The organism is Pseudomonas sp. GW821-FHT02C04 (assembly GCF_059421845.1).
In genome coordinates this window covers 1,148,131-1,172,447 of the sequence record NZ_JBWKVT010000001.1, presented here as the reverse complement: position 1 = coordinate 1,172,447, position 24,317 = coordinate 1,148,131, and the positions used below count along the sequence as shown (strand labels likewise).

26 protein-coding genes are annotated in these 24,317 nt (G+C 57.8%); 13 read left to right on the top strand and 13 right to left on the bottom strand.

Features of this window, described 5'->3' with window-relative positions:
• Nucleotides 1-22: 22 nt before the first annotated feature.
• Together AC07VV_RS05330 and AC07VV_RS05325 are read right to left on the bottom strand one after the other, a co-directional pair.
• Complete coding sequence (locus AC07VV_RS05330; protein WP_169430549.1) at nucleotides 23-199, bottom strand: hypothetical protein; 177 nt, start codon at nucleotides 197-199, stop codon at nucleotides 23-25.
• A 28-nt stretch (nucleotides 200-227) separates the two neighbouring features.
• The gene (locus AC07VV_RS05325; RefSeq protein WP_007958929.1) at nucleotides 228-530 is read right to left on the bottom strand and encodes a DUF1883 domain-containing protein; all 303 of its coding nucleotides are present in this window, start codon (nucleotides 528-530) and stop codon (nucleotides 228-230) included.
• A 211-nt stretch (nucleotides 531-741) separates the two neighbouring features.
• On the opposite strand from AC07VV_RS05325, the gene AC07VV_RS05320 reads away from it, so the two are divergent.
• Nucleotides 742-1,098 carry a hypothetical protein gene (locus AC07VV_RS05320; protein ID WP_096821537.1) on the top strand — a complete coding sequence of 119 codons (357 nt, stop codon included), beginning with the start codon at nucleotides 742-744 and terminating at the stop codon, nucleotides 1,096-1,098.
• A gap of 72 nt (nucleotides 1,099-1,170) precedes the next feature.
• Nucleotides 1,171-1,401 carry a hypothetical protein gene (locus AC07VV_RS05315; protein ID WP_096821535.1) on the top strand — a complete coding sequence of 77 codons (231 nt, stop codon included), beginning with the start codon at nucleotides 1,171-1,173 and terminating at the stop codon, nucleotides 1,399-1,401.
• Between the two features lie 3 nt (nucleotides 1,402-1,404).
• On the opposite strand, the gene AC07VV_RS05310 is transcribed toward AC07VV_RS05315, so the two are convergent.
• On the bottom strand, nucleotides 1,405-1,701 hold the full coding sequence (locus AC07VV_RS05310) for a hypothetical protein (protein ID WP_495035558.1): 297 nt from the start codon (nucleotides 1,699-1,701) through the stop codon (nucleotides 1,405-1,407).
• Nucleotides 1,702-1,836: 135 nt separating this feature from the next.
• Nucleotides 1,837-2,025: a hypothetical protein gene (locus tag AC07VV_RS05305; RefSeq protein ID WP_249485983.1), complete on the bottom strand. Its 189-nt coding sequence runs from the start codon at nucleotides 2,023-2,025 to the stop codon at nucleotides 1,837-1,839.
• 247 nt (nucleotides 2,026-2,272) lie between these two features.
• Here AC07VV_RS05305 and galU point away from each other — a divergent pair, with 247 nt between their 5' ends.
• Entirely contained in the window at nucleotides 2,273-3,112 is an 840-nt protein-coding gene (gene galU / locus AC07VV_RS05300; RefSeq protein ID WP_085710029.1) for a UTP--glucose-1-phosphate uridylyltransferase GalU, read from the top strand.
• A gap of 129 nt (nucleotides 3,113-3,241) precedes the next feature.
• Complete coding sequence (gene gorA / locus AC07VV_RS05295; RefSeq protein WP_495035557.1) at nucleotides 3,242-4,600, top strand: glutathione-disulfide reductase; 1,359 nt, start codon at nucleotides 3,242-3,244, stop codon at nucleotides 4,598-4,600.
• Here gorA and AC07VV_RS05290 read toward each other — a convergent pair.
• Complete coding sequence (locus AC07VV_RS05290; RefSeq protein ID WP_495035556.1) at nucleotides 4,597-5,601, bottom strand: DNA-binding protein; 1,005 nt, start codon at nucleotides 5,599-5,601, stop codon at nucleotides 4,597-4,599. The genes gorA and AC07VV_RS05290 overlap by 4 nt on opposite strands.
• Before the next feature lie 177 nt (nucleotides 5,602-5,778).
• Between AC07VV_RS05290 and AC07VV_RS05285 the strand changes: the two genes are divergently transcribed.
• The 3 genes from AC07VV_RS05285 to ahpF all read left to right on the top strand — a co-directional run bounded on the left by AC07VV_RS05285 (nucleotide 5,779) and on the right by ahpF (nucleotide 9,108).
• Nucleotides 5,779-6,717 (top strand): site-specific integrase, encoded by a 939-nt coding sequence (locus AC07VV_RS05285; RefSeq protein WP_495035555.1) that lies wholly within the window; start codon nucleotides 5,779-5,781, stop codon nucleotides 6,715-6,717.
• Between the two features lie 136 nt (nucleotides 6,718-6,853).
• On the top strand, nucleotides 6,854-7,417 hold the full coding sequence (gene ahpC, locus AC07VV_RS05280) for an alkyl hydroperoxide reductase subunit C (protein WP_007958941.1): 564 nt from the start codon (nucleotides 6,854-6,856) through the stop codon (nucleotides 7,415-7,417).
• 128 nt (nucleotides 7,418-7,545) lie between these two features.
• Entirely contained in the window at nucleotides 7,546-9,108 is a 1,563-nt protein-coding gene (gene ahpF / locus AC07VV_RS05275; protein ID WP_495035554.1) for an alkyl hydroperoxide reductase subunit F, read from the top strand.
• 92 nt (nucleotides 9,109-9,200) lie between these two features.
• Here the strand turns inward: ahpF and gloA are convergent, their stop codons facing one another.
• The gene (gloA, locus tag AC07VV_RS05270) at nucleotides 9,201-9,722 is read right to left on the bottom strand and encodes a lactoylglutathione lyase (protein WP_065260490.1); all 522 of its coding nucleotides are present in this window, start codon (nucleotides 9,720-9,722) and stop codon (nucleotides 9,201-9,203) included.
• A gap of 142 nt (nucleotides 9,723-9,864) precedes the next feature.
• On the opposite strand from gloA, the gene AC07VV_RS05265 reads away from it, so the two are divergent.
• Entirely contained in the window at nucleotides 9,865-10,383 is a 519-nt protein-coding gene (locus AC07VV_RS05265) for a DUF4946 domain-containing protein (protein WP_096821524.1), read from the top strand.
• A 208-nt stretch (nucleotides 10,384-10,591) separates the two neighbouring features.
• Here the strand turns inward: AC07VV_RS05265 and AC07VV_RS05260 are convergent, their stop codons facing one another.
• The 3 genes from AC07VV_RS05260 to AC07VV_RS05250 all read right to left on the bottom strand — a co-directional run bounded on the left by AC07VV_RS05260 (nucleotide 10,592) and on the right by AC07VV_RS05250 (nucleotide 13,716).
• Entirely contained in the window at nucleotides 10,592-10,957 is a 366-nt protein-coding gene (locus AC07VV_RS05260; protein WP_096821522.1) for a histone-like nucleoid-structuring protein, MvaT/MvaU family, read from the bottom strand.
• Between the two features lie 235 nt (nucleotides 10,958-11,192).
• On the bottom strand, nucleotides 11,193-12,728 hold the full coding sequence (locus tag AC07VV_RS05255) for an EAL domain-containing protein (RefSeq protein ID WP_495035553.1): 1,536 nt from the start codon (nucleotides 12,726-12,728) through the stop codon (nucleotides 11,193-11,195).
• Between the two features lie 115 nt (nucleotides 12,729-12,843).
• On the bottom strand, nucleotides 12,844-13,716 hold the full coding sequence (locus tag AC07VV_RS05250) for a LysR family transcriptional regulator (protein ID WP_495035552.1): 873 nt from the start codon (nucleotides 13,714-13,716) through the stop codon (nucleotides 12,844-12,846).
• A 77-nt stretch (nucleotides 13,717-13,793) separates the two neighbouring features.
• Between AC07VV_RS05250 and AC07VV_RS05245 the strand changes: the two genes are divergently transcribed.
• Together AC07VV_RS05245 and hppD are read left to right on the top strand one after the other, a co-directional pair.
• Nucleotides 13,794-14,741 (top strand): DMT family transporter, encoded by a 948-nt coding sequence (locus AC07VV_RS05245; RefSeq protein WP_495035551.1) that lies wholly within the window; start codon nucleotides 13,794-13,796, stop codon nucleotides 14,739-14,741.
• A gap of 246 nt (nucleotides 14,742-14,987) precedes the next feature.
• Complete coding sequence (gene hppD, locus AC07VV_RS05240) at nucleotides 14,988-16,064, top strand: 4-hydroxyphenylpyruvate dioxygenase (RefSeq protein WP_495035550.1); 1,077 nt, start codon at nucleotides 14,988-14,990, stop codon at nucleotides 16,062-16,064.
• A 60-nt stretch (nucleotides 16,065-16,124) separates the two neighbouring features.
• Here the strand turns inward: hppD and rarD are convergent, their stop codons facing one another.
• From rarD to AC07VV_RS05225, 3 genes are all read right to left on the bottom strand, one after another.
• Nucleotides 16,125-17,006, bottom strand: a complete 882-nt coding sequence (gene rarD / locus AC07VV_RS05235; RefSeq protein WP_096821514.1) for an EamA family transporter RarD — start codon at nucleotides 17,004-17,006, stop codon at nucleotides 16,125-16,127.
• Between the two features lie 139 nt (nucleotides 17,007-17,145).
• Nucleotides 17,146-18,159: an aldo/keto reductase gene (locus AC07VV_RS05230; RefSeq protein ID WP_495035549.1), complete on the bottom strand. Its 1,014-nt coding sequence runs from the start codon at nucleotides 18,157-18,159 to the stop codon at nucleotides 17,146-17,148.
• Between the two features lie 69 nt (nucleotides 18,160-18,228).
• Nucleotides 18,229-19,128 carry a LysR family transcriptional regulator gene (locus tag AC07VV_RS05225; protein WP_495035548.1) on the bottom strand — a complete coding sequence of 300 codons (900 nt, stop codon included), beginning with the start codon at nucleotides 19,126-19,128 and terminating at the stop codon, nucleotides 18,229-18,231.
• 97 nt (nucleotides 19,129-19,225) lie between these two features.
• On the opposite strand from AC07VV_RS05225, the gene AC07VV_RS05220 reads away from it, so the two are divergent.
• The 3 genes from AC07VV_RS05220 (at nucleotide 19,226) to AC07VV_RS05210 (ending at nucleotide 22,884) form a co-directional block, all read left to right on the top strand.
• On the top strand, nucleotides 19,226-19,588 hold the full coding sequence (locus tag AC07VV_RS05220) for a VOC family protein (RefSeq protein WP_495035547.1): 363 nt from the start codon (nucleotides 19,226-19,228) through the stop codon (nucleotides 19,586-19,588).
• Nucleotides 19,589-20,001: 413 nt separating this feature from the next.
• The gene (locus AC07VV_RS05215) at nucleotides 20,002-20,373 is read left to right on the top strand and encodes a DUF6124 family protein (RefSeq protein WP_495035546.1); all 372 of its coding nucleotides are present in this window, start codon (nucleotides 20,002-20,004) and stop codon (nucleotides 20,371-20,373) included.
• A gap of 186 nt (nucleotides 20,374-20,559) precedes the next feature.
• Nucleotides 20,560-22,884: a hypothetical protein gene (locus AC07VV_RS05210; RefSeq protein WP_495035545.1), complete on the top strand. Its 2,325-nt coding sequence runs from the start codon at nucleotides 20,560-20,562 to the stop codon at nucleotides 22,882-22,884.
• Nucleotides 22,885-23,000: 116 nt separating this feature from the next.
• Here AC07VV_RS05210 and AC07VV_RS05205 read toward each other — a convergent pair whose 3' ends face one another.
• Nucleotides 23,001-24,311, bottom strand: a complete 1,311-nt coding sequence (locus tag AC07VV_RS05205; RefSeq protein WP_096821509.1) for an MFS transporter — start codon at nucleotides 24,309-24,311, stop codon at nucleotides 23,001-23,003.
• Nucleotides 24,312-24,317: the final 6 nt, after the last annotated feature.

Here is a 24,317-nt window from a genome sequence, read left to right as displayed (position 1 = left end):
CGGTCGAATTGTCACCCGCGTCTTACAACGCCTTGCTGACGCTGATGTCGCTGATCACGTCTTCGCTTTGGCCGTGCAGGGCATCCAGCGCAGCCTTTGCTTCTTCCGGCGTACCGTTTTCCAGCTGAGCGAATTCGAAGCGGCGCTCGCCGTTCAGTTTGTACTTGATGACGTATTTGGTCGTTTGGGCCACGGTCATGCTTACCTGATTGCGTTGAAGGAGCCGATCAGCTGAGTTTCGAGCTGGAACGGCGAATGATCTTGATCGAGTGCGTCAGGGTCGGCTTGCGGGTCACGCTGATTGCACGACGGTTGACGGTGTCGATAGTAATATTCCAGAACCCGGTGCTCGGCGCAGTGATGCGGGCCGGAAAGGTGTCGAACGCGCCGCCGTGATAGGTGTGACGGCCGCCGTTCTTGAAGCTGCGAAAGTTGGCGTCGTTCATCAGACGGATGTTGCAGGTTTGTGAGCACTGGATGACGACGATGTCGTCTTCGTTGAGGTGCTCGCGCTGGTGAATAAATTTCATGGGCGCCTCCAGAAGGGCTTTTTCTACAAAATCAAAACGATAGCAGGGTCGATTGGCGCAGTTTATCAGCCCGGACAGGTTATTATCCGGCCGTCGGGCGCCGCTTTGACAATTAAAAACAGTTATTCGCGATTTCATGTGCGTTAAATGCAATGAGCCTCGGAGAAAAACGGCATTCACGCTGTCCGAGGGTCTTTATAGGAGATTCTGTATGAAGTGGGGTGTGGTCTTTGTGCCGTTGGCATTGGCGATGGGTGGTTGCGCAAGTGTTTCGGAAATCAATGAAACACTGCCGACCATGAGCGTCATTTCCGGCAAGAAACCCCACGAGTACGCACAGTGTCTGGCCGACAAGCTGGCGCAAAGCCGCGGGGCCCTGCAAATGGAGCCGCACAAGGACGGGGTTCGGGTGATCGTGCCCGGGAAGTTGTCGTCCGGCCCGGCAGCGGTGTTTGACATTGAGGACCGCTCCGGCGGCAGCAGCATCAAGTTGCACGAGCGCATGTCCAACGTGCCGATACGCCCAAGGGATGTGCGCAATGCCGCCACGGTGTGCATTTCCGGCTGATAAACTGTCAGTCATCGGTATTGATGCCGTCCAGGTCACGCCTGGGCGGCATTGTCATTTCTGGAGATGTGCATGAAGCGAGAACAGGTGCGCGAGCGCCATAAAGAGGGGCTGATCGCGGCCACCCATGTGATTCAGAACCCGGCGAATTCGGGTGAATGGATCGTGTTTTTCAAGAAGAGCGCCGGGCGCAGTTATTTTCTGGTGGATGAAAACGACGAAGTCGAATCGTTTGGCCGTCTGGATGACCTGATTGAGGTCGTCCGCGGGCTGGGGATCAAGTTCGCCGAAATTCACATGTAAAACCTACTTGCAGACCACCACGACACTACGGTTCTTGTAGTTGCCGACATCGATACCCAGCGTTTTGTCGCTTTCCTTGGGCGCCGGTGTGCCATCGGTTCCGACGATGCGATAGCCGGTGCCGGCGCAGGAGGCGTCAGCCTTTTCATAACAGGTTGCCCAGGAATTGGCCTCGCCGGAGCAATCGATACTCAACCCTTGCTCGCCATTGTCCAGGTAAGTGGGTTGAGAGCTGGCGCAGCCGGCCAGGGTCAGAAGTGCTAACAGGGGCAGCATGCTGTGCAGCGTACGGGTGTTCATGGCGATGTCGTCTTCGGAAGGAGAGGGCTAGACGCTATGACAGCGCCGGCATGAAAAGGTTATAGCGATTGGCCACATCTTCATGTTCAAAAAAAGCCCCGCGCTATGGCAGGGCTCTGGATGCGTTACAGCTGATCAGTCCTGATCCTTGCCGCGACGTTTCGGTGCAGGAGGCGTGTAATCAAGCACCGCGGCTACCTCAATCGCCATCGCTTCAGTGGGCAATGGACCGGACACATCTTCGCCGTTGGCGGCGGTGATATGCCACTGGCCATCTTTCGCCTTGGCGATGGTGTACCCGTTGATGATTTTTGCTGCGGACATCTAGCGGCCTCGTTGGCTGGTTCAAAGGCGTCATGATAACGGGAAACGGGCGAACGGGCGCGGGTCGATGCGGTGTTCCTGAATCTTTGGGCTACGCTGAATGCGCAGCTTCTGCGTGCGGATTGAACTATCCGCCAGAATATTTCTCTATGTTGACATCGGTTAGCCAGTGCGGGGCATTGTAAGGTGCACGCCGCCTGATTAGACTGCGCCGAAACTCGTACACACAGCCCTTTCAAGGACTTATATGATCAAGAAATGCTTGTTCCCAGCAGCCGGTTACGGTACTCGCTTCCTTCCAGCGACTAAAGCCATGCCCAAAGAAATGCTGCCGGTGGTAAACAAGCCACTGATCCAGTACGGCGTCGAAGAAGCTCTGGATGCTGGTCTGACTGAGATCTCCATCGTGACCGGCCGTGGCAAGCGTGCTCTGGAAGACCACTTCGACATCAGCTATGAGCTGGAAAACCAGATCAAAGGCACCGACAAAGAGAAATACCTGGTCGGTATCCGCAAGCTGTTGGACGAATGCTCGTTCTCCTACACCCGTCAGACTGAAATGAAAGGCCTGGGTCATGCGATCCTGACCGGTCGTCCGCTGATCGGTGATGAACCGTTTGCCGTGGTGCTGGCGGACGACCTGTGCGTCAACCTCGAAGGCGACGGCGTACTGACCCAGATGGTCAAGCTGTACAAGCAGTTCCGTTGCTCGATCATTGCTATCCAGGAAGTCGATCCGGCAGAAACCAGCAAGTACGGCGTCATTGCCGGCGAGATGATCCGCGACGACATCTACCGCGTACACAGCATGGTCGAGAAGCCAAAGCCGGAAGACGCGCCGTCCAACCTGGCGATCATCGGTCGTTACATCCTGACTCCGGACATCTTCGACCTGATCGAACAGACCGAGCCAGGCAAGGGTGGTGAAATCCAGATCACCGACGCCTTGATGAAACAAGCCCAGAACGGCTGCGTGATGGCCTACAAGTTCAAGGGCAAGCGTTTCGACTGCGGTGGTGCCGAGGGTTACATCGAGGCAACCAACTTCTGCTTCGAAAACTTCTACAAGACTGGCAAGGCCTACTGATAGCGCCTGACCTGTCTGTACGAAAAAGCCACCTTCGGGTGGCTTTTTCATTTTCCGCCCCTATATCGGCAGGAGTGCTTGCCCAACAGACGACGCCGGGTATGCTGATCGCCTGCCGAGGAGAAAGAAATGGCCTACGATTTTGACCTTTATGTGATTGGTGCCGGTTCCGGCGGTGTGCGGGCTGCGCGTTTTGCTGCCGGTTTCGGTGCGAAAGTGGCGGTTGCGGAGAGCCGTTATCTGGGCGGCACCTGCGTCAATGTCGGCTGTGTGCCGAAAAAACTGCTGGTGTACGGCGCGCATTTCGCCGAAGACTTTGAACAGTCGTCCGGTTTCGGCTGGAGCCTGGGCGAGGCGAATTTCGATTGGGCGACCCTGATCGCCAACAAGGATCGCGAGATCAATCGCCTGAACGGCATTTATCGCAATCTGCTGGTCAACAGTGGCGTGACCCTGCACGAAGCGCACGCGAAGATCGTTGGTCCGCATGAAGTCGAGGTCAATGGTGAGCGTTTCACCGCGAAAAATATTCTGATCGCCACGGGCGGCTGGCCGCAGATTCCGGAAATCCCGGGACATGAGCATGCCATCAGCTCCAATCAGGCGTTTTTCCTGAAAGAGCTGCCGAAACGTGTTCTGGTCGTCGGCGGCGGTTACATCGCGGTCGAATTTGCCGGAATCTTCCATGGCCTGGGTGCGGAGACCACGTTGCTGTATCGCGGCGATCTGTTCCTGCGCGGCTTCGACGGTTCAGTGCGCAAACATCTGCAGGAAGAGCTGACCAAGCGCGGCATGAATCTGCAGTTCAATGCCGACATCGAGCGGATCGACAAGCAAGCGGATGGCAGCCTGAAGGCGACCCTCAAGGATGGTCGTGTACTGGAAGCGGACTGCCTGTTCTACGCCACCGGTCGGCGTCCGATGCTGGACAATCTCGGGCTGGAAAATACCGAGGTGCAGTTGGATGAGAAGGGCTTTATCAAGGTCGATGAGCAATATCAGACCACCGAGCCGTCAATTCTTGCGCTGGGCGATGTCATCGGCCGCGTTCAACTGACGCCAGTGGCGCTGGCTGAAGGCATGGCGGTGGCGCGACGTCTGTTCAAGCCAGAACAATACCGTCCGGTGGATTACAAGATGATCCCGACGGCGGTGTTCAGTCTGCCTAATATCGGCACCGTCGGTTTGACCGAAGAAGAGGCGCGGAAGGCGGGGCGCGACGTGGTGATCTACGAAAGTCGTTTCCGCCCGATGAAGCTGACCCTGACCGAGTGCCAGGAGCGCACGCTGATGAAGCTGGTGGTCGATGGCAAAACCGACAAGGTGCTTGGCTGCCACATGGTCGGGCCGGATGCCGGTGAAATCGTGCAGGGCCTGGCGATTGCGCTGAAGGCTGGCGCAACCAAACGTGACTTCGACGACACCATCGGGGTACACCCGACGGCGGCCGAAGAGTTTGTCACCATGCGTACGCCGGTTGGCGCTTAAGTATCCTTTGAAGCTTTTGCGTCTGGCGCTGCCGCAACGGTAGTGGCCAGGCGCAAGCTGTCCTGAGTCTGGGTCAGTTGCTTTTCCAGTGACTGATTGAGCTGCGACTGCTCGTCGATGTTCTGCTTGAGCGTCTGGCTTTCCAGCAGGGCCACGCGCAAGCGTTCCTGGAGGAGGGTGCGTTCGCTGTCGACACGCGTCGCTTGTTCCAGCAGTTGATCCTGACGTTGATTGCTGTGCTTGAGCTGATCCTGCAGCAGGCTCAGTTCCCGCAGTGTGCCGCGGTTTTCGGTCAGCAAGCGTTCGTTGTCGCGGTGCAATTGAGTGATCTCATCCTGGCGTACCAGCGCGCTTTGCTGCGCCTGACGCAACTCCATCTGCAATTGCTGAACCTGACTTTCGTGACGGCTCTGTTCCTGTTCGCGCTGCTCCTTGACGGCGTTGCGGTAGTGCTCGAGCGCGTCGCGAGCGTGCAGGTGCTTTTCTTCCAGCGAGCGGATCTGCTCGTCCTTGTCCTGCAAGCGTAATTCGAAATCTGCCAGCGCCTGATTCAGGCCGGCATTGCGTGTCTGTTCGGTCTGCAGCATCGAGCGAGTGTCGCTCAGGGCTTCGGACTCCTTCGCTAGCGCTGCGCCCTGGATGTCGTGCTTTTGCTCCAGTTGCGCATGGTTCTGGCGAAGCTGATTCAGCTCTGCCTCCAATGCCTGGCGTTGTTGCTCGTACTGTTCGCGAGCCTGGTCAATTGGCTCCTGCGCCTGTTCTTTCAGGCGTTGCGCCAGGCGCGAGACGAGCGCCAGCAGCTCGTCATCAATCGGTTCTGCCGACGGATCAGCCGGTTCGCTGCCGTCATCCAGCTCCTTCAGATATCGATGAATAGTGGTTTTCGACCCGGTGTTGCCCAGCTCGATGCGTACTGCGTCGATGCTTGGGTGTTCGCCACGGGCGAGGATCGCTGAGCGCGCGATCTGGACTACTGCTTTGTTAACGCCGCCACGGGCCATATGTGCTCCTACGATTACGTACTGTGGTACATGCCACCAAAGTACGCAGTGTACCATGCTGAAAATAAAGTTAAATGTTTCAAGATGAACGGGCGGGATATACTGGTATTACCCCGTGTGAAGCGCCAGAATCCGCTTTTCAATCTTCAAATCAGTACATCTGCGAGAAATCAGCCCATGAGCGATATCGATCGCTATCTGCAAGCCGCCACCCGTGACAACACCCGCCGCAGTTATCGTGCGGCCGTCGAGCATTTCGAAACGGTATGGGGCGGGTTCCTGCCCGCGACGGCTGACAGCGTCGCGCGGTATCTGGTGGCTCACGCGGGCGTGCTGTCGGTCAATACGCTGAAGTTGCGTTTGTCGGCGCTCGCGCAATGGCACAACAGTCAGGGGTTCGCCGATCCGACCAAGACGCCGGTGGTGCGCAAGGTGTTCAAGGGCATTAGGGCACTGCATCCCGCGCAGGAAAAACAGGCCGAGCCGTTGCAACTGCATGATCTTGAACAGACCGTGGCCTGGCTTGAACAGGAAATGAAAGAAGCCCGAGAGCAACAGGACCGGCCGTTGCTACTCAGAGCCTGCCGGGATCGAGCGCTGATTCTTCTGGGTTTCTGGCGCGGCTTTCGCAGTGACGAACTGTGCCGGGTGCAGATCGAGCACGTGCAGGCCCACGCCGGCAGCGGCATCACCCTGTACCTGCCGCGCAGCAAGGGCGACCGGGAAAACCTCGGTCAGACCTATCAGGCTCCGGCGTTGCTGAAGCTGTGCCCGGTGCAGGCCTACATCGACTGGATCACCGAAGCGGCGCTCGTACGCGGCCCGGTGTTTCGAGGTGTCGATCGCTGGGGCAATCTGAGCGAGGAGGGCTTGCACGCCAACAGCGTGATTCCGCTGCTGCGTCAGGCCCTGGAACGCGCCGGGATCTCCGCCGAGCGCTACACCAGCCACTCGTTGCGGCGCGGCTTTGCCACCTGGGCCCATCAAAGCGGTTGGGATCTCAAGTCGTTGATGAGTTACGTGGGCTGGAAGGATATGAAGTCCGCCATGCGCTATGTTGAAGCGAGCCCTTTTCACGGGATGGCCCGGATTACGGATAAGCCGCTGTCGCCGTAGATATCGTTTTCTTCTATTAATACAGTCCGCTAATAGCGAAAACAAATCAGCAGCATCAGGTTTGCCAATGAGCCATCCGTCGAGTGAGTGGGTAGGATTCACCCATCGAATTCACAACCCTGACGGAGAGTCATCAATGCCTATCATCAACAGCCAAGTAAAACCGTTCAAAGCTACCGCGTTCAAAAACGGCGACTTCGTACAAGTCTCGGACGCTGACCTGAAAGGCAAATGGTCCGTAGTGTTCTTCTACCCAGCCGACTTCACCTTCGTTTGCCCAACCGAGCTGGAAGACCTGGCCGACAACTACGCTGCCTTCCAGAAACTGGGCGTAGAAATCTACAGCGTTTCGACCGACACCCACTTCGCCCACGCTGCCTGGCACAACACTTCGCCAGCCATCGGCAAAATCCAGTACACCATGATTGGCGACCCGACTCAGGTCATCTCCCGCAACTTCGACGTGCTGATCGAAGAAGCTGGTCTGGCGGATCGTGGCACCTTCGTGATCAACCCTGAAGGCCAGATCAAAATCGTTGAACTGAACGATGGCGGCGTTGGCCGTGACGCTTCCGAGCTGCTGCGCAAAATCAAGGCTGCTCAGTACGTTGCTGCTCACCCAGGCGAAGTTTGCCCAGCCAAGTGGAAAGAAGGCGAGGCCACTCTGGCTCCGTCCCTGGACCTGGTCGGCAAGATCTAAGTCTGTGACACGCAACGCAGGGCGGAACTCCGCACCTACTTAAGTAAGCTGCACCGCCCAATAGAAAAGCCCGGGCGAGATTCGCTCGGGCTTTTTTTCGCCTCAAATAAAGTCAGGAGATCGCCCGTATGTTGGACGCCAATCTTAAAGCCCAGTTGAAATCGTACCTGGAACGGGTCACCCAGCCGATCGAGATCGTTGCTTCACTCGACGACGGTGCGAAATCCCGTGAAATGCTCGACCTGCTGAAAGACGTTGCCAGTCTTTCGCACCAGATTACTTTGATCGACAGCGGCGACGATGCACGCAAGCCGTCGTTCTCGATCAACCGCCCGGGTGCCGACATCAGCCTGCGTTTCGCCGGCATCCCGATGGGCCATGAATTCACTTCGCTGGTGCTGGCCCTGCTGCAAGTCGGTGGCCACCCTTCGAAGGCCAGTGTCGAGGTGATCGAACAGATCCGCTCGCTCAAGGGCGAGTTCAACTTCGAGACTTACTTCTCGCTGTCCTGCCAGAACTGCCCGGACGTCGTTCAGGCGCTGAACCTGATGGCCGTGCTGAACCCGAACATCCGCCACGTCGCCATCGACGGCGCGCTGTTCCAGGACGAAGTCAACGATCGCAAGATCATGGCTGTGCCGAGCATTTACCTGAACGGCGAAAACTTCGGCCAGGGCCGCATGGGCCTGGAAGAAATCCTCGCCAAACTCGACACCGGCGCCATCGAGCGTCAGGCCGAGAAAATCAGCGCCAAGCAGGCTTTTGATGTGTTGGTCGTCGGCGGTGGCCCGGCCGGTGCTTCGGCTGCGATCTACGCCGCACGTAAAGGTATTCGTACCGGCGTTGCGGCCGAGCGTTTCGGCGGTCAGGTGCTGGACACCATGGCCATCGAGAACTTCATTTCCGTGCAGGAAACCGAAGGCCCGAAACTGGCGACCGCGCTGGAAGAACACGTCAAGCAGTACGACGTCGACATCATGAACCTGCAACGCGCCGACAAGCTGATACCGGGCAAGAACGGCGAGCTGCATGAAGTACATTTCGCCAGCGGTGCGACCCTCAAAGCCAAGAGCGTAATTCTGGCGACCGGTGCGCGGTGGCGTGAAATGAACGTGCCAGGCGAGCAGGAATACCGCAACAAAGGCGTTGCGTACTGCCCGCACTGCGACGGCCCGCTGTTCAAAGGCAAACGTGTGGCGGTGATTGGCGGCGGTAACTCCGGCGTCGAGGCGGCCATCGACCTGGCCGGTATCGTGTCCCAAGTAACCTTGCTTGAGTTCGACGTACAACTGCGTGCCGACGCGGTCTTGCAACGCAAGCTGCACAGCCTGCCGAACGTCACCGTGATCACCAGTGCGTTGACCACTGAAGTCACCGGCGACGGGCAGAAGGTCAACGGCCTGCGTTACAAGGATCGCAACAGTGACGAGCTGCGCACTGTCGAGCTGGAAGGGATCTTCGTGCAGATCGGTCTGCTGCCTAACACCGATTGGCTCAAAGGCACCATCGAGCTGTCGCCGCGTGGCGAGATCATCGTCGACAACCGTGGTGAAACCTCGATCCCCGGCATCTTCGCTGCCGGTGACGTGACCACCGTACCGTACAAGCAGATCGTGATTGCGGTAGGCGAGGGCGCCAAGGCTTCCCTCAGCGCCTTCGATCACCTGATCCGCACTTCAGCGCCGGCGTAAATCCCGGGCCTGAAAAAGAAAAACCCCATCAGCGATGATGGGGTTTTTTATTTCTACAACGTCCTCTTACCAAGGGAGAGAGGTTTCAGCTTTTACAGCGGCGCCGGCTGAATGATCTCGACCCAGTAGCCATCCGGATCCTTGATGAACGCCAGGCTTTTCATGCGGCCATCGGTCAGGCGCTTCTGGAAGTCGCAGCCCAGTTCTTCGAAGCGCGCGCAGGCGGCGACGATGTCCGGGACCGAGATGCAGATGTGGCCGAAACCGCGCGGGTCGGTGTTGCCGTTGTGATAGGCGAAGTCCGCGTCGTTTTCGGTGCCGTGGTTGTGGGTCAGCTCGAGGATGCCGGGAATCGACTTCATCCACTCGGTGCGGGCAGCGGCGTCGGCCGGAATCTGCGATTTGTCGACCAGGGCGAGGAAGTACAGGCTGAATTCCGCTTCCGGGAAGTCACGTTTTTCCACCAGCGAGAAGCCCAGTACGCGGGTGTAGAAGTCCAGCGACTTGGTGATGTCTTTTACGCGCAGCATGGTGTGGTTGAAGACGAAATTGCGGGTTGCGCTGTCCGGGGTGGCGGTCACGCCAGGGAAAGTGTTCAGTTCTTGCAGGCTCATGAGCCCTCCGTAACAAATTGGGGCGAGTGAATGGGCGCAATGATACGCATGCCTTGCGGCATCGCCAAACCGAAAGCGCGGGCTTGCCCTGCAAGCGGGCGAGCCTCAGACTTTACGGCTCAATCCGCGAGTGCCTCTGGTAATGATCCGACCGTTCAAATCGCTGTTCGTTTTCTTCGGCTTGTCCCTCATCGCGGCTGCGGCCTGCGCTGAGGCGCCGAGCATTACCTGGCCCGCCGGCTGGCAAGTCGAAGCGCTGCCCGAAACCGCGCCGGAAGTTTCCCGTCAGCGGGCGGTGAAGACTGATGCCGATGGCAATCAGGTCATGGTGATGGAGTTGACGATGACGCGTGTGGAAACGGGTCATCAGGTCAATTTGCAAGGCGTGTTGCTGGAGATGCGCAAGTCGGTACAGAAAGACTTTTTCCAGGGCGGCTATCAGAGTGTCTGCAACAAGGTTCATTCGAGCACGCTCGGTTCACTGGCGGCGCTAGAGACCACTTGCACCGTCACCGAAAACGGCCGTCATGTGCTGTCACAAACATTGGTTGCCGCAGTAGAGGCAGACAAAGCCTATGTACTTTCCTATGCCGGGCAGGCCGAGGTTTACAAGGCCAGTGCGGATGAAATAGTGGCGGCGAGAAACAGCTTGAAATTTTAGTCAGCTGTTCGGTGGTCCGTGGGGCGTTAGATACCTGAAGTGATTAAATACAAAGTTGATCGCCCGGCAATGACGCAACATCCGGAAGCATAGTTCCAGTGCAAGACGGTGTTTGGCTCTCAACTTTCGCAACAAGAAATTGTTGCATTTGTTAGATATCGTCCAAAAAAAAGCCCTGCAAATGCAGGGCTTTTATGTTTGCGAGGGATTAACCGCGCAACCAGGAATCAACGGTGGCTGCACCGTATTGTTCCTTCCAGGCTTTCAGCCCGCGATGGTTGCCGCCCTTGGTCTCGATCAGCTCGCCGGTGTGCGGGTTCTGATAGACCTTGACCACGCGAGCGCGGCGGGTTTTAGGTGCCGCGGCCTGTTGCAGGCCGGATTTTGCCGGATTCGGATCGAGGATGGCGATGATGTCGCGCAGGCCTTTGCCGTAGGTTTTCATCAGCCCCTGGAGCTTTTCTTCGAATTCGATTTCTTTCTTGAGCCCGGCATCGTTCTTCAGCGACTCCAGCTGCTTGAGCTGTTCTTGAAGGGCCTTTTCGGCTGCGCGAAATTCAGCGAGTCTGGACAATATCTTTACTCCAATAGTGTGTTTGGCTGATACCAACCGCAAACAAAGCTATAAGCCAAGAGCCTTGAAGCGACTCGGTGATAGTGGCTCACCTGCCAATCTAGCAACAGGTAAGAAAAATTGTAGTAGTTAATGCGTCAAGAGTAAATCCTGACTTTTTCTTTATGTAAAAACAGCGATGTCTTGTATCAATTTGGTGCGAACGGTCTGAGCCCGCCGGTTTTATCGCGTTTAGTTAATGGTGAGTTAATGCATCGATGAAGTCTGCGGCCGGCATCGGTTTGCCAAACAGATAGCCTTGCAGAAAGTTGACGTGGTGCGCGGTCAGGTAATCGGCCTGGGTCTGTGTTTCCACGCCTTCGGCTACCGTGCCCAGTTCCAGTTTGGCGGACAGTTCGATGATGCTGTCCAGAATGTGGCGGGACAGGGCGTCCTTATCAATCATGGCGACAAATGTCTGGTCGATCTTCAGGAAGTCGACATTGAATGTTCTCAAGTAACCCAGGCTCGAATGACCGGTACCGAAGTCGTCGATGGCGATCTTCACGCCCATGGCGCGCAGTTGTGCAAACAGTTGATGGGTGATGTCGGTGGGCTCGATCAACTCCCGCTCGGTCAACTCCAGCACCAGACTGATGCTGCCGGGGGCGAATGCCGCCAGAAACTCGCGGCAATCTTCCAGCAACTCCAGATCCTGGCAGTGACTGGCCGTAATGTTGATACCGATGTGAAAGGGCGCCGCAAAGGCAGACGACAGCGGCCCGAGTGCAACAGCGGTTTGCTGCATCAATGAGCGGGTCATCGGCACGATCAGCCCGGAGTGTTCGGCAAACGGTATGAACAGGTCCGGACGCACCAGGCCTTCTTTGGGATGCTTCCAGCGCATCAACACTTCAGTGCCTGACCATTGTTTGCTGTCGCCGTGAACCACCGGTTGAAAGTACGGAATGAATTCCCCCGCTTCCAGTGCGCGGAGCATTTCGTGACTCGGCGACGTAGAGCGTCTTTGCATGCTGTAGCCGATCGCGCCGGACACCGCACCAAAAAACATCAGCAGGCTGAACAGCGGCGGGTACTCGTTGCTCATGTACCGCCAGATCTCGCCTTCAGGGAAACCGGCCGACACCGTGAAAGCGTAGTGCGATGAATTCAAGGTACTTTGCGCAACCGGCAACTCGGGCAGGGGGCCTTGGTGCACTTTGCCGTCGGCGGAAAGCCAGGTGTTGCCCACTTGCAGCAACAACAATGTTTGCCGACCGATCAGGCGCAGGATGTTGCTCAAGTGATAACCGTCCAGCGTGGTCAACGCACCACCCCGGCCGTCGCTCAGCCGATACACCAGCAGCGCAGTGTCTGGCGTGACCGGGTTGCCGTTCATGAGCCACAACTTGCCTTGGGCATAATCGCCGGGATTGACCGCTTCCTTGAAGTCGCCGAACAGCGAGCTGCAATAGAGGTTGTTGTCCCACACCAGGTTGGTTGAGCGAACGAACGGGCGGCGGGTCACCTGTTCGCGCAAGGCCAGTTTGACGTTCTCGCACGTCTGGCCTGCCAGCGGCAGCAAGTCACGCGCGGCCTGGGCGGTGTTGTCGAGCATCAGTTCGAATTGGCGCAGGGCTTCGTTGGCGGTTTCCCGGGAGCTTTGCTGGAGCGTGCGTTCGGCCTGCATGTGGAGAATGACGCTGCCGATGATGATCGGAAGCGCGCCACAAAGCAGTGTCACGATGATTCGGGTGCTGCGTTTGCGGCGGGGCCGGGCGGTCAGCGGCATGGGCGCATCCTGTCGCGATGAAATGGGATTCTCGATTGCAGACGGGGCAACGGGGCACCTTCCGGAAAGCGTTTGGTCTGTGCCCATGATAGATGGCCGATGGCGCTTGCGCCGCTCATCGATAATTCATCCGTGTCGCCAGCTGGATAAAGGCCAGGGCGGCGGGTGAAGCCTGACGTTGGTCAAGCACGGCCAGACCGACTTGTCGTTGCACGATGGGTGACAGCGGTCGCTTCACGTAGCGCGAATCCGCCTCAACCGGCAGAGAACCTTCGGCCACGACCGTTATGGCATCGCCCCGGCTCACGGTGTCGAGGGTGCTTAGCAACTGCGAGCAGCGGTAGCGGATATTCGGGCTCAACTTTGCTGCGTTGAACATCCGCGACACCAACTCTGAGGACCCCGCCTCGGTCAGCACGAACGGGTCGTTGCACAGGTCTTTCAGGGCCAACGTTTCACGAGTTGCCAGCGGATGGTCGAGAGGGAGCAGGGCGACCATCTGATCTTCCACGAGGGCAAACGTGTCGAATCGATCTTCAGGCAGGACCACGAAACCGATATCGATCCGCCGCTCCTCAAGCCACTGGACCACTTGCCGATCCGGCCCTTCGTCGATGTGCACCTCGATGCCCGGATGCGCCTCGCGGTAATGCCGAAGAATGTTCGGCAGCAACCTGATCGAAGACGTCGGGCCGAACGAGCCGATACGCAACGTGCCGCGTTTCATGCCCCGCGCATCGGCGGCCTCCTGACGCAATGTATTGGCCAGCCCGAGCATCGCCCGTGCGCGCAATAGCAACTGTTCCCCAATGTCGCTGAGCTCCACCTGCGATTGATGCCGGCGCAGCAATTCGACGCCCAGTTCCTGCTCCAGCGACTTCAAGGCGTGGGACACCGCCGACTGTGAAATCCCAAGGCGATGGGCGGCGAGGGTGAAGCCGCGTAGCTCGGCCACCAATGAAAAGATCTCGAGTTGGGTCAGGGTCATGAGTAAAGACTCATTTTACGATGATGTTGAATCAATCGAATGATACGTCATTCGTCAGTTTCATCGTCGGGAGTGTTATGAACAGTCATGAATCCATTCGTCCGGTCGCCTCGGACATATCGGTCTATCTGAACCTGGCCATGGTCAGCATGATCTGGGGCGGGACCTGGGTGGCCGGGCGGTTTCTGGCCGGCAGTCTGAGTCCGATCTTCGCTGCCAGTCTTCGGTTCTTGCTGGCCAGCGTCGCGCTGCTTGGATTCTTGTGGCTGGCGCGGATTCCCTTCGCACGGCCGACTGCGGGGCAATGGCTGCAACTGGCATTGCTGGGGTTCTTCGGGATTTTCTTCTACAACCTGTGCTTCTTTTACGGCCTGCAATACATCAATGCATCGCGGGCCTCGCTGATCGTTGCATTGAATCCGGCAGTGATTGGCCTGGCATCATGGCTGCTGTTCAAGGAGCGCCTGAGTCGCTTGAAAGTCATCGGCATCCTGGTTTGCATCGGTGGTGCGGGTGTAGTGATCGTCAGCCGCGATCCGCAATTGCTGGCCGCAACGCCAGACGCCTGGATCGGCGATCTGCTGATTCTCGGCTGCGTGTTGAGCTGGGGTGTTTACTCGCTGTTCTCCCGCCGCCTCAACCAGAGCATCGGCCCCTTGCAGACCGTGACCTTTTCGATTCTGCTCGGCACGCTGATGCTCTGGGCACTGGCTGCCGTTCGCGGCGAAGTGAGCGGGGCGGCGGTGGCCAGTCTAGGGATGACGCAATGGCTGAGCTTGATCTATCTCGGGGTCTTGGGTTCGGCGCTGGCCTACATCGGTTACTACGATGGCATCCGCAAAATCGGCGCGACCCGCTCTGGTGTGTTCATCGCGCTCAATCCGCTGACCGCCGTGCTGGCCGGTGCCGTCCTGCTGGGCGAGCAACTGACGATGCCGATGTGCCTGGGCGGCGTGCTGGTTCTGGCGGGCATCTGGCTGTGCAACAAACCCCTTGCACCGGGCCGAAAAAAGCGGATTTTATAGAGAGGGCAGACAATCCTATTTACGCTGTGTAGAATCGGGTTACGCATACAATAATAATCGTCTTCTGGCAGCAGAAGCCTCGCCCGCAAGAGCCTTGGGTCGACAATGAAGATATTCGGGTTTCAACTGATCTACGGTGACTTCCTCGCCCGCAGTGTGCGTGGCATCTCCTGTGCGCCACCCACCGGTCTCAGCATTACTGACAAATAACTCTGGTTAATTGATAAGAATGATGAGGCGCCAACCATGGCAGATTTATACGAAAACCCAATGGGCCTGATGGGCTTCGAGTTCATCGAGTTCGCATCGCCGACACCTGGCACCCTGGAGCCGATCTTCGAGATCATGGGCTTCACCAAGGTCGCGACCCACCGTTCCAAGAACGTGCACCTGTATCGTCAGGGCGCGATCAACCTGATCCTCAACAACGAACCCCACAGCGTTGCTTCGTACTTCGCGGCTGAGCACGGCCCGTCGGTGTGCGGCATGGCGTTCCGGGTCAAGGATTCGCAAAAGGCCTACAGCCGCGCACTGGAACTCGGCGCCCAGCCGATCCACATCGAAACCGGCCCGATGGAGCTGAATCTGCCGGCGATCAAAGGCATCGGCGGTGCGCCGCTGTACCTGATCGACCGTTTCGGCGAAGGCAGCTCGATCTATGACATCGACTTCGTGTTCATCGAAGGCGTTGACCGTAATCCGGTCGGTGCCGGTCTGAAGATCATCGATCACCTGACCCACAACGTGTATCGCGGTCGCATGGCCTACTGGGCCAAGTTCTACGAGACGCTGTTCAACTTCCGTGAAATCCGCTACTTCGACATCAAGGGCGAATACACCGGCCTGACCTCGAAAGCGATGACCGCCCCGGACGGCATGATCCGCATCCCGCTCAATGAAGAGTCGTCGAAAGGCGCCGGGCAGATCGAAGAGTTCCTGATGCAGTTCAACGGCGAAGGCATCCAGCACGTTGCCTTCCTGACTGACGACCTGATCAAGACCTGGGATCAGTTGAAGAAGATCGGCATGCGCTTCATGACCGCGCCGCCGGACACCTACTACGAAATGCTCGAAGGCCGTCTGCCGAACCACGGCGAGCCGGTCGATCAGCTGCAATCGCGCGGCATCCTGCTCGACGGTGCATCGGACAAAGAAGACAAGCGTCTGCTGCTGCAGATCTTCTCGGAAACCCTGATGGGCCCGGTGTTCTTCGAATTCATCCAGCGTAAAGGCGACGATGGTTTCGGCGAGGGCAACTTCAAGGCACTGTTCGAATCGATCGAGCGTGACCAGGTGCGTCGTGGCGTACTCGCTACCGAGTAATCTGCAGATGTAAAAAAGCCCGGACTGCAATGTTGCAGGCCGGGCTTTTTATTGCGCGTCTTACGGGCGTCGCTGGCGCATCAGATGCTTGAACCCTTCAAACACCAGCACCACGACTGCCAGCCAGATCGGGATGTAGGTCAGCCATTCACCGGGTTTGATGCTTTCGCCGAGCAACAGCGCCACACCCAACAACAGCACCGGTTCCACGTAACTCAACAAACCGAACAGGCTGAACGGCAGCAAGCGGCTGGCAATGATGTACACCACCAGTGCCGACGCACTGATCAGACCAAGCAGCGGAATCAGCCACGCCAGCGCCGGGTACTGATCGAACACGCCGAAACCCTGTTCACCGCCGCGCACAAACCAGTATGCCACCGGCAGCATCAGCGTCATGTCGACCCACAATCCGCCGAGGTTGTCGGTCTTGAGGTATTTGCGCAGCACGAAATACAACGGGTAACCGACCACCACCACCAGCGTCGCCCAGGAAAACCCACCGACCTGATACAACTCGTTCAACACGCCGAGGCTGGCAAAAAACACCGCGACTTTCTGCAGGTACGACAGGCTTTCGCCATAAGCGATGCGCCCGGTCAGCACCATGGCCAGCGGCAGCAGGAAGTAACCCAGCGATACATCGAGGCTGTAGCCATTGAGCGGCGCCCACATGAACAGCCACAACTGCACGCCCAGCAACGCTGCCGAAACGATCAGGCCACCGATCAACTTCGGCAGCGCTGGGATCCGGCGCAGCAACTCCAGCACGCGCCGCCATTCGCCGGACAACAACATGAACACGGTCATGCAGGGCACGGTCAGCAGCATCCGCCAACCGAAGATTTCCACGCCGCTCAACGGAGTGAGCAACGAGGTGTAGTAATACATGACGGCAAACAGCGTCGATGCTGTCACCGATAGAGCAATGCCTTTAGACAAACTGTCCTCGCGGGGGTGATGGTCAAACGGGGCGCGCAGGATACGTGGTTTTTGTGGTGAATATTGGCCGAGTGATCAATATTTCCAACATTCGACGCAGGTCCCGTGAGAGCAGGGACCTGTGTCGAAGCATAGGTGCTTAAGCCTGATGCGGTTTACGCCCCGACACAAAATGGCTCATATCATTAAACCCCGGCGTAGACGCATGCCCAGGCGTCACCAGCAAATCGATAAACGCCTCATCCTCCGCCGTGATCTTCACCGCCTGCGCCTTGGTGTACGCATCCCACTGTTCCTCAGTACGCGGCCCGACAATCGCCGACGTCACCGCGCCATTGTTCAGCACCCAGGCAATCGCAAACTCGACAATCCCGACCCCACGCTCTTTTGTGTATTGCTGAATCTGCTGGGCAATGCGCAACGACTCCACGCGCCATTCAGTCTCCAGAATCCGCTTGTCCTGACGCCCGGCGCGGCTGTTGGCGTCCGGAGTTACGTCCGGCGCGTACTTGCCGCTGAGCACGCCACGGGCCAGCGGGCTGTAAGGCACCACGCCGAGGCCGTAAGTCTGGGCGGCAGTGATCTGTTCGGTTTCGGCCTGACGGTTGACGATGTTGTACAGCGGCTGGCTGATCACCGGGCGATCGACGCCCAGTTTGTCCGCCACGCGAATCACCTCGGCAATCCGCCAGCCGCGATAGTTCGACAGGCCCCAATAACGGATCTTGCCCTGGCGAATCAGATCGCCAATCGCCGAGACCGTCACTTCCAGCGGCGTGTTGTGGTCTTCGCGGTGCAGGTAATAGATGTCGAGGTAGTCGGTGCCGAGCCGGGTCAGGCTGGCCTCCAGACCATTGAAGATGTGTTTGCGGCTCAAACCGCTGCGGTTCGGCACACCGTCCACCGGGCCGAAACCGACCTTGGTTGCCAGTACCCATTCATGCCGATGACGGGCTATGGCTTCACCGACGATCTCTTCCGAGCGGCCGTTGGTGTAGACGTCGGCGGTGTCGATGAAGTTGATGCCCTGATCCCAGGCCTTGTCGATGATGCGCAGCGAGTCTTCTGCGCTGGTCTGCTCGCCGAACATCATCGTGCCGAGGGTGAGGGTGGACACCTGCAACCCCGAGTGACCCAGTGTGCGATAGCTCATGCCGAAATCCTTTTGTCGGTGGGAAAGCTTCCATCAAATACCAGAAGCGCCCGGTACGGCAAAGTGAATTTATCGGCGCAATGCCTCGCAACGCTCGCGCAAAAACGCCTGCAACACCTTCACCCGTTCCGACACCTGCACCCGGTGCGGGCACAGCAGATTGAACGGAACGCTCTCGCCGTGCCAGTCATCGAACAGCGTCACCAACCGCCCGGCACGGACGTCTTCGGCCACGTCGAGCCAGGCCTTGTAGGCGATGCCGTGCCCGGCGAGCGCCCAGCGGCGCGCGACCTCGCCGTCGTCGCTGAGGTAGTCGCCGCGTACTTCGACCTCGACCGTTTCGTCGTCGCGATGGAAACGCCAGGTGTTATAGGGCCGGCCGTTGCGCAGGTAGAGCAGGGCGCTGTGCTCGCTCAGTTCAGCAGGATTTTGCGGCGTGCTGTGGCGCTCCAGATACGCAGGACTGGCGCAGGCCACACGCCGATGCTCAGGCAGAATCGGCAACGCCACCAGCGTCGAATCACTCGGCACGCCAAAACGCAGCGCCACATCCACCGTTTCGCGAAACAGGTCCGCATGCCGGTCGTTGAGCAGCAATTGCAGCTGAATGTGCGGATGCTCGCGCTTGAAATCGTCCAGCCACGGCAGCAACACATTGCGCCCGAAGTCCGACGGCGCCGCCAGTTGCAGCACGCCGCTCAGGCCTTCGGTCTGCTGCTTCAGCGCCTGCTCGCCCTCGGCCAGTGTGGCCAATGCCAAGCGCACGCTTTCCAGATAACGCCGGCCTTCTTCGGTCAGGCGCATGCTGCGGGTCGAGCGGGCGAAGAGGCGGATGCCGAGGCGGGTTTCCAGGCGTTTCAGCGCGATGCTGGCTGCGGCCGGCGTCAGCTCCAACGCCCGGGCGGCGGCGGAAATGCTCCCGGAGTCGGCGGTGCGGACGAAGATTTCCAGATCGAGGATTGAGCTCATTAGTAAAAATCCGTTGAAGATCCTTGGCGTTTTGCGGGATTTTTCCAGGATTGGCAAGCGCTGATACTGAAGTCCTGAATAACCACAGGAGACAGACATGACGTGGACATTTGATCATCTGGCCTTCAACACCGCTGACGGTCAGGCGCTGCAGGACGCTTTTGGCGGGTTACTGGGACTGACGCCGGGGCGCCGGCCGCCGTTTCCGTTTCCCGGGCGCTGGTTGTACCAGGATGAGCAGGCGTTGGTGCATGTGATTGAGCAGCCGGCGCTGGATGAGGCGGCGTTGAGCCATATTGCTTTTCGCACCGATGAAGACGCGGCGGTGGTTTTGAAACGGGTGCAGGGCAGTGGGTTGCCGTATCAGGTGGCGCAGGTGCCGGAGGATGGGATCTGGCAGATTTTTGTGCAGATGCCGGGAGGGTTGGTGCTGGAGCTGGATGCAAAAACCAGTGTGTGACACTCGTTCTCACGCGGACGGTTCGACGCCTCGACGTGGGAACGATCTGGAGTGGGGTGTTTAAGTGCAGTGTTTAAAGTACACGTCCAGACACGCCTCCCAGGCTACACAACCTTGCGCCGTTGCCTACGACTAAGTCAGAATCCGCCGGCTTGTGCGCTCAAGGGCCGGGTTTTATCGTTGTCCAGTCGCTGAAAAACAGCGATCGGGTTTGGTAGCCCGGATCTGACTTGTTGCGCAATTCACCGTATTCGGACGCTTATCCGTCCGTGCTTTTATGGTGGCCATGCGTGGGGCGCTTTCGAGCGCGCCGGTTCTCCAAGTCACCGGTCTACCAACCCGTGTATGGCCACCACCTCTTCGTTTGGTAGCGAAGTTTGATGGCTCCATTTTTCTGATTTGGAGATTCAAACGTGATCAAACCAACACCCAACCCACCCGAAGCCGATTCAACTTCCCCCTACGAAACCCTCGACTCCAAGAAATTCCACGAAGCCGCCGACCGCGCCCTGGATCACTACCTCAATCCGTTCCACCCCAGAAAACCGCTCCTCAAACCCAACACCCGCTACCTCATCGCCCCCGGCATTCCGAACGAAGAACTGCTGGCCGACGCCTGCGAAACCCTGACCTCGGCCAAAACCATGGCCAGCGATTTCGCCGGGATGCTCGATACGCCGCAACGGCATGTGCTGTTGGGGATTGCGCAACTGATCATGCTGGGTGAACTGGCGGTAAACCGGGCGCTGGATAATCTGGAGTTGGCGGCGGAACCTCGACCCTGAGTGTTGAAACCAAAACGGCCCCTTTACGGGGCCGTTTTTGCGTCTGCAGGAAAACCGTTCACTGATGACCATTCGTCTTGAAATCACGCTCACCTGTCAGATCTGACAGGTGACGATTCACTCCTTTTCGCGGTGTCATGAGATTCGATCCCGATATGGCTTCCCACTGTACGCCAGGAGAGCAGCATGAGCACGAGCATCAACATCAATTCGACACAAATCAGCGCCTTGCTCCAGCTGTATCCGATGGCCATCCCGGGCGCAGAAGAGAACCTGCAACCGCCAGGGGCCTACCATCTCGGCATTTCCGAAAGCATTCATTCGCCATCCACCAAACTCTTCATGGTGATCGACCCGGTCACGTTGTTTTCCGCCTCCTTTGCCGTGGGTGACTCCGTAAGGCTGTGGGTAAACAGCCAGGAGACATCCGAGATCAAGCCGATCTATCCGGGCGAAGAGAACATCCGCATTTTGATGTCGTTGCCATGGGGACGGCTGAAGAATGGCCTCAATACGCTGTACTACGAAGTCACCCGGGTCAGCGGTAATAAAGATCAATCCACCCCGATACTGAATGTGCTGTTCAACAACCCGGTCTCCGGTATCACGGTCAGCCATCCGCCCAGCATTGGCCCGGGGCAGTCGGCTACCGTCACTTTAACCCGGAGCGACCCGCGCCAATTTGACGAAGTGGAACTGACCATAGGCTCATGGAGTAAAACCATTCCCTATGTCCATCCTGCCAACCCGATCACCTACACCTTGACGACTATTGACCTCCAGCAGATCGGTGACGGTACCCGTTCAGTGAGCGCCACCAATGAAGATCAACTGAACAACTTCAGAGTGTCGCCGACGAGCTCTATCGTTATCACTGCCAACCAGCCACTTATCGTTCCGAAGCTCATTTCCGTTCTTGACGCAACCGGCAACGATGTTCCAGAAGGGAATACAACGAGCAGTACCTCGCTGACACTCCACGGCGAGGCAAGTCCGGGCAGGCAAGTCGAAATCTATGACGGCAGCGGCCCAAGTGCAGTACCAAAGGGCAAGGTAACGGCTGACCCGACGACAGGAAAATGGGTACTGACGATCACAGTACCGTCGGGCGCGCGGCGTCTGTATGCCAAATCGCTGTATCACCCGACTAATACCTATTCGAATGTACGCAATTTAACAGTGGTGGCAGATGTGGTGGTGGCGTTTCTCAACGGGCCTTACACCGTGGCTGCCGGCGGGCAAGTAAAGGATATCCAACTGAGCCTGAGCCAGGCAGGCCAGCCGGTTGCAGGCGTAATCGAGGTCAAGCTTCCAGTGGGTACGGTTTATGCCGATGGAACAGGGGGGGCACGCGATTTTCCTACCCGGCAGGACGGCACGGTTAACGTCAGCGGGGTTATTGCCAGTGATACGCCTGGAGTCTTTTCACTCACTGCCAGTAGTCGAGGTGCAGCGACAAATGTTGCCTTTACAATCAAGGCCTATGGTCCCGCCGGGGTAGTGCCAGTAGGCGCACAGCCGCTTGGCGTTACGATCAGTGCAGATGGCACCCGATTGTATGTCGCCAAATCCAGCAGTTCATCGGTGGCCGTGATCGATACGACAACGTCACGTGTTATTCAGAATATAGCGGTGCCGGGACAGAAAATTTCTTGGGACATAGGTGTCAACAAAGAGGGGACGCGCGCTTATGCATGTGACCTCGATAGTTCATCGGTAAGTACACAGCCGCTTGCGATCATTGATCTTGAGCGTTCGGTAGTTGTTGCGACGCTGGCTGCTGTCAAGAATACCGCTGGGGTTGTATTGAGCCGATCGGGCGGTCTGGCCTATGTGTCCAGTTATCACGAGCGCTGCGTTTCAGTGGTTGATCTTCAAAGCCAGTTGGTCGTCAAACGTATCCCGGTAGGCGTCAATCCGTGGTCACTGGCGATCACTGCGAATCAAGATCGTCTCTTTGTTTGCTGCGTTGATGGTGCTACAGGAACAAACAAATCGATTTCGATCATTGACACGCAATCATTGACGGTGACTGCCACGATTCCATTAATCGGGACAAATGTTCCGTATGGTTTGGCTGTCAGTCCAGACGGTAGATACATTTATTGCTGTTTTTGGACATCTACCTATAACGGTGAGATACGGCAAATAGATACTCAAACACGGGCAGTTGTCAGAACAATCCCTGTTAACGGAACACCAAGAGATATTGTTCTCAATCGTGCCGGTACGCTGGCTTATTGCTGTCTGGCGGAAACCAACAAGCTTGCGACCATCGACTTGCTCAGGGGGACAATCACCGCTTACACATCGATCGGACCTGGATCTGTCAGTGTCGCGATCAGTCACGATGACACGCGAGCTTATGTCGCCAGTGGTGGTGGTGACAGTGTGTACGTCATTTCTCTCGAAGCCGGATTGCAAAGCATGTCGTCTAATGTTGCTGGCGTACCAACTGATGATCCGCAGTTTGGCGGCGGGAGTGTTGCTGATTCGCCTCTGTTTCGGTGATCGTTCATGGAAAAGGGCACTTGCCTATTTCTCGCCATTTCGGATGGTTTAGGGGCAGGTTCACAGGTGTATGAAAAACGGCCCGCAATGGGCCGTTTCTGTATTTCGACTAAGGCTTAAGCCCGCAACGTCCGCGTCATCCGCAACGCCAGCAGACTCCCGCCAACAATCACCCCCGCCAGCAGATACAGCGCCGCATCAGTCGACCCGGTGCTGTCCTTGACCCAACCGACGAGGTAAGGGCTGAGGAACCCGGCCATCTGCCCCATCGAGTTGATCAACGCCAACCCACCCGCCGCAGCACCCGCGCTCAGCATGGCAGTCGGCACCGGCCAGAACATCGGCAACCCGGTCAGCGCACCCATCGTCGCAATGGTCAGGCCAAGAATCGCAATCGCCGGATTTGCCGCGAAGTTCACCGCGATCAACAGGCCGATAGCACCCATCAACATCGGCACCACCAAGTGCCAGCGACGCTCTTTACGCAAGTCCGCCGAACGCCCGACCACCAGCATGAACACCGCCGCCAGCAGGTACGGAATCGCACTCAACCAGCCAATCACCAGGTTGTCGCTGAAACCGAGGTTCTTGATGATCGACGGCAGCCAGAAGTTGATCGCGTATACGCCGCTCTGGATGCAGAAGTAGATCAGGCCGAAAGCCCAGATCGCCGGGTTTTTGAACACAGCAATCAACGAATCGGAAGTGGTTTTGGGTTTGTTCGCCAGGTCTTCTGCCTGATCCGCTTCCAGCACCGAACGCTCATGCGGGGTCAGCCATTTGGCGTTGGCGAAGTTGTCGCTCAGCAGGAAGTAGGCGAGTGCACCGAGGATTACAGTCGGAATACCTTGCAGCAGGAACATCCACTGCCAGCCGGCGAGGCCACCTTGGCCGGCGGCGAAGTGATTGAGGATCCAGCCGGAAAACGGGCTGCCGAGCAGGCCGGACACCGGGATCGCCGACATGAAAAGCGCCATGATCCGGCCACGGCGGAAGGTCGGGAACCACTGCGAGAGATAGAGCACAACGCCCGGGAAGAACCCGGCTTCGGCGGCGCCAGTGAACAGGCGCAAGGTGTAAAACTCGGTCGGCGTGGTGACGAACAGCAGGCAGGTCGACAGCGTGCCCCAGGTGATCATCATCACGGCAATCCAGCGCCGTGGGCCGAATTTGGTCAGGGCCAGGTTGCTCGGTACGCCGCACAGCACGTAGCCGATGAAGAAGATGCCGGCACCAAGGCCGTACACGGTTTCGCTGAATTTCAGCGCGTCAAGCATCTGCAGTTTGGCGAATCCAACGTTGACCCGGTCGAGGTAGTTGAACAGGTAGCAGATGAAGATGAAGGGGATCAAACGCAGGGTGATGCGTTTGTAGACGGCATTTTTATCGTCATCGATGGTCTGGGCGGCAGCGGCGCTCTGCGACATGGCGGC

Bases quoted from the DNA above. Each gene is read 5' to 3' on its own strand.
- AC07VV_RS05330 (WP_169430549.1), bottom strand. From the start codon at position 199: ATGACCGTGGCCCAAACGACCAAATACGTCATCAAGTACAAACTGAAC.
- AC07VV_RS05325 (WP_007958929.1), bottom strand. From the start codon at position 530: ATGAAATTTATTCACCAGCGCGAGCACCTCAACGAAGACGACATCGTC.
- AC07VV_RS05320 (WP_096821537.1), top strand. From the start codon at position 742: ATGAAGTGGGGTGTGGTCTTTGTGCCGTTGGCATTGGCGATGGGTGGT.
- AC07VV_RS05315 (WP_096821535.1), top strand. From the start codon at position 1,171: ATGAAGCGAGAACAGGTGCGCGAGCGCCATAAAGAGGGGCTGATCGCG.
- AC07VV_RS05310 (WP_495035558.1), bottom strand. From the start codon at position 1,701: ATGAACACCCGTACGCTGCACAGCATGCTGCCCCTGTTAGCACTTCTG.
- AC07VV_RS05305 (WP_249485983.1), bottom strand. From the start codon at position 2,025: ATGTCCGCAGCAAAAATCATCAACGGGTACACCATCGCCAAGGCGAAA.
- galU (WP_085710029.1), top strand. From the start codon at position 2,273: ATGATCAAGAAATGCTTGTTCCCAGCAGCCGGTTACGGTACTCGCTTC.
- gorA (WP_495035557.1), top strand. From the start codon at position 3,242: ATGGCCTACGATTTTGACCTTTATGTGATTGGTGCCGGTTCCGGCGGT.
- AC07VV_RS05290 (WP_495035556.1), bottom strand. From the start codon at position 5,601: ATGGCCCGTGGCGGCGTTAACAAAGCAGTAGTCCAGATCGCGCGCTCA.
- AC07VV_RS05285 (WP_495035555.1), top strand. From the start codon at position 5,779: ATGAGCGATATCGATCGCTATCTGCAAGCCGCCACCCGTGACAACACC.
- ahpC (WP_007958941.1), top strand. From the start codon at position 6,854: ATGCCTATCATCAACAGCCAAGTAAAACCGTTCAAAGCTACCGCGTTC.
- ahpF (WP_495035554.1), top strand. From the start codon at position 7,546: ATGTTGGACGCCAATCTTAAAGCCCAGTTGAAATCGTACCTGGAACGG.
- gloA (WP_065260490.1), bottom strand. From the start codon at position 9,722: ATGAGCCTGCAAGAACTGAACACTTTCCCTGGCGTGACCGCCACCCCG.
- AC07VV_RS05265 (WP_096821524.1), top strand. From the start codon at position 9,865: ATGATCCGACCGTTCAAATCGCTGTTCGTTTTCTTCGGCTTGTCCCTC.
- AC07VV_RS05255 (WP_495035553.1), bottom strand. From the start codon at position 12,728: ATGCCGCTGACCGCCCGGCCCCGCCGCAAACGCAGCACCCGAATCATC.
- AC07VV_RS05250 (WP_495035552.1), bottom strand. From the start codon at position 13,716: ATGACCCTGACCCAACTCGAGATCTTTTCATTGGTGGCCGAGCTACGC.
- AC07VV_RS05245 (WP_495035551.1), top strand. From the start codon at position 13,794: ATGAACAGTCATGAATCCATTCGTCCGGTCGCCTCGGACATATCGGTC.
- hppD (WP_495035550.1), top strand. From the start codon at position 14,988: ATGGCAGATTTATACGAAAACCCAATGGGCCTGATGGGCTTCGAGTTC.
- AC07VV_RS05230 (WP_495035549.1), bottom strand. From the start codon at position 18,159: ATGAGCTATCGCACACTGGGTCACTCGGGGTTGCAGGTGTCCACCCTC.
- AC07VV_RS05225 (WP_495035548.1), bottom strand. From the start codon at position 19,128: ATGAGCTCAATCCTCGATCTGGAAATCTTCGTCCGCACCGCCGACTCC.
- AC07VV_RS05220 (WP_495035547.1), top strand. From the start codon at position 19,226: ATGACGTGGACATTTGATCATCTGGCCTTCAACACCGCTGACGGTCAG.
- AC07VV_RS05210 (WP_495035545.1), top strand. From the start codon at position 20,560: ATGAGCACGAGCATCAACATCAATTCGACACAAATCAGCGCCTTGCTC.
- AC07VV_RS05205 (WP_096821509.1), bottom strand. From the start codon at position 24,311: ATGTCGCAGAGCGCCGCTGCCGCCCAGACCATCGATGACGATAAAAAT.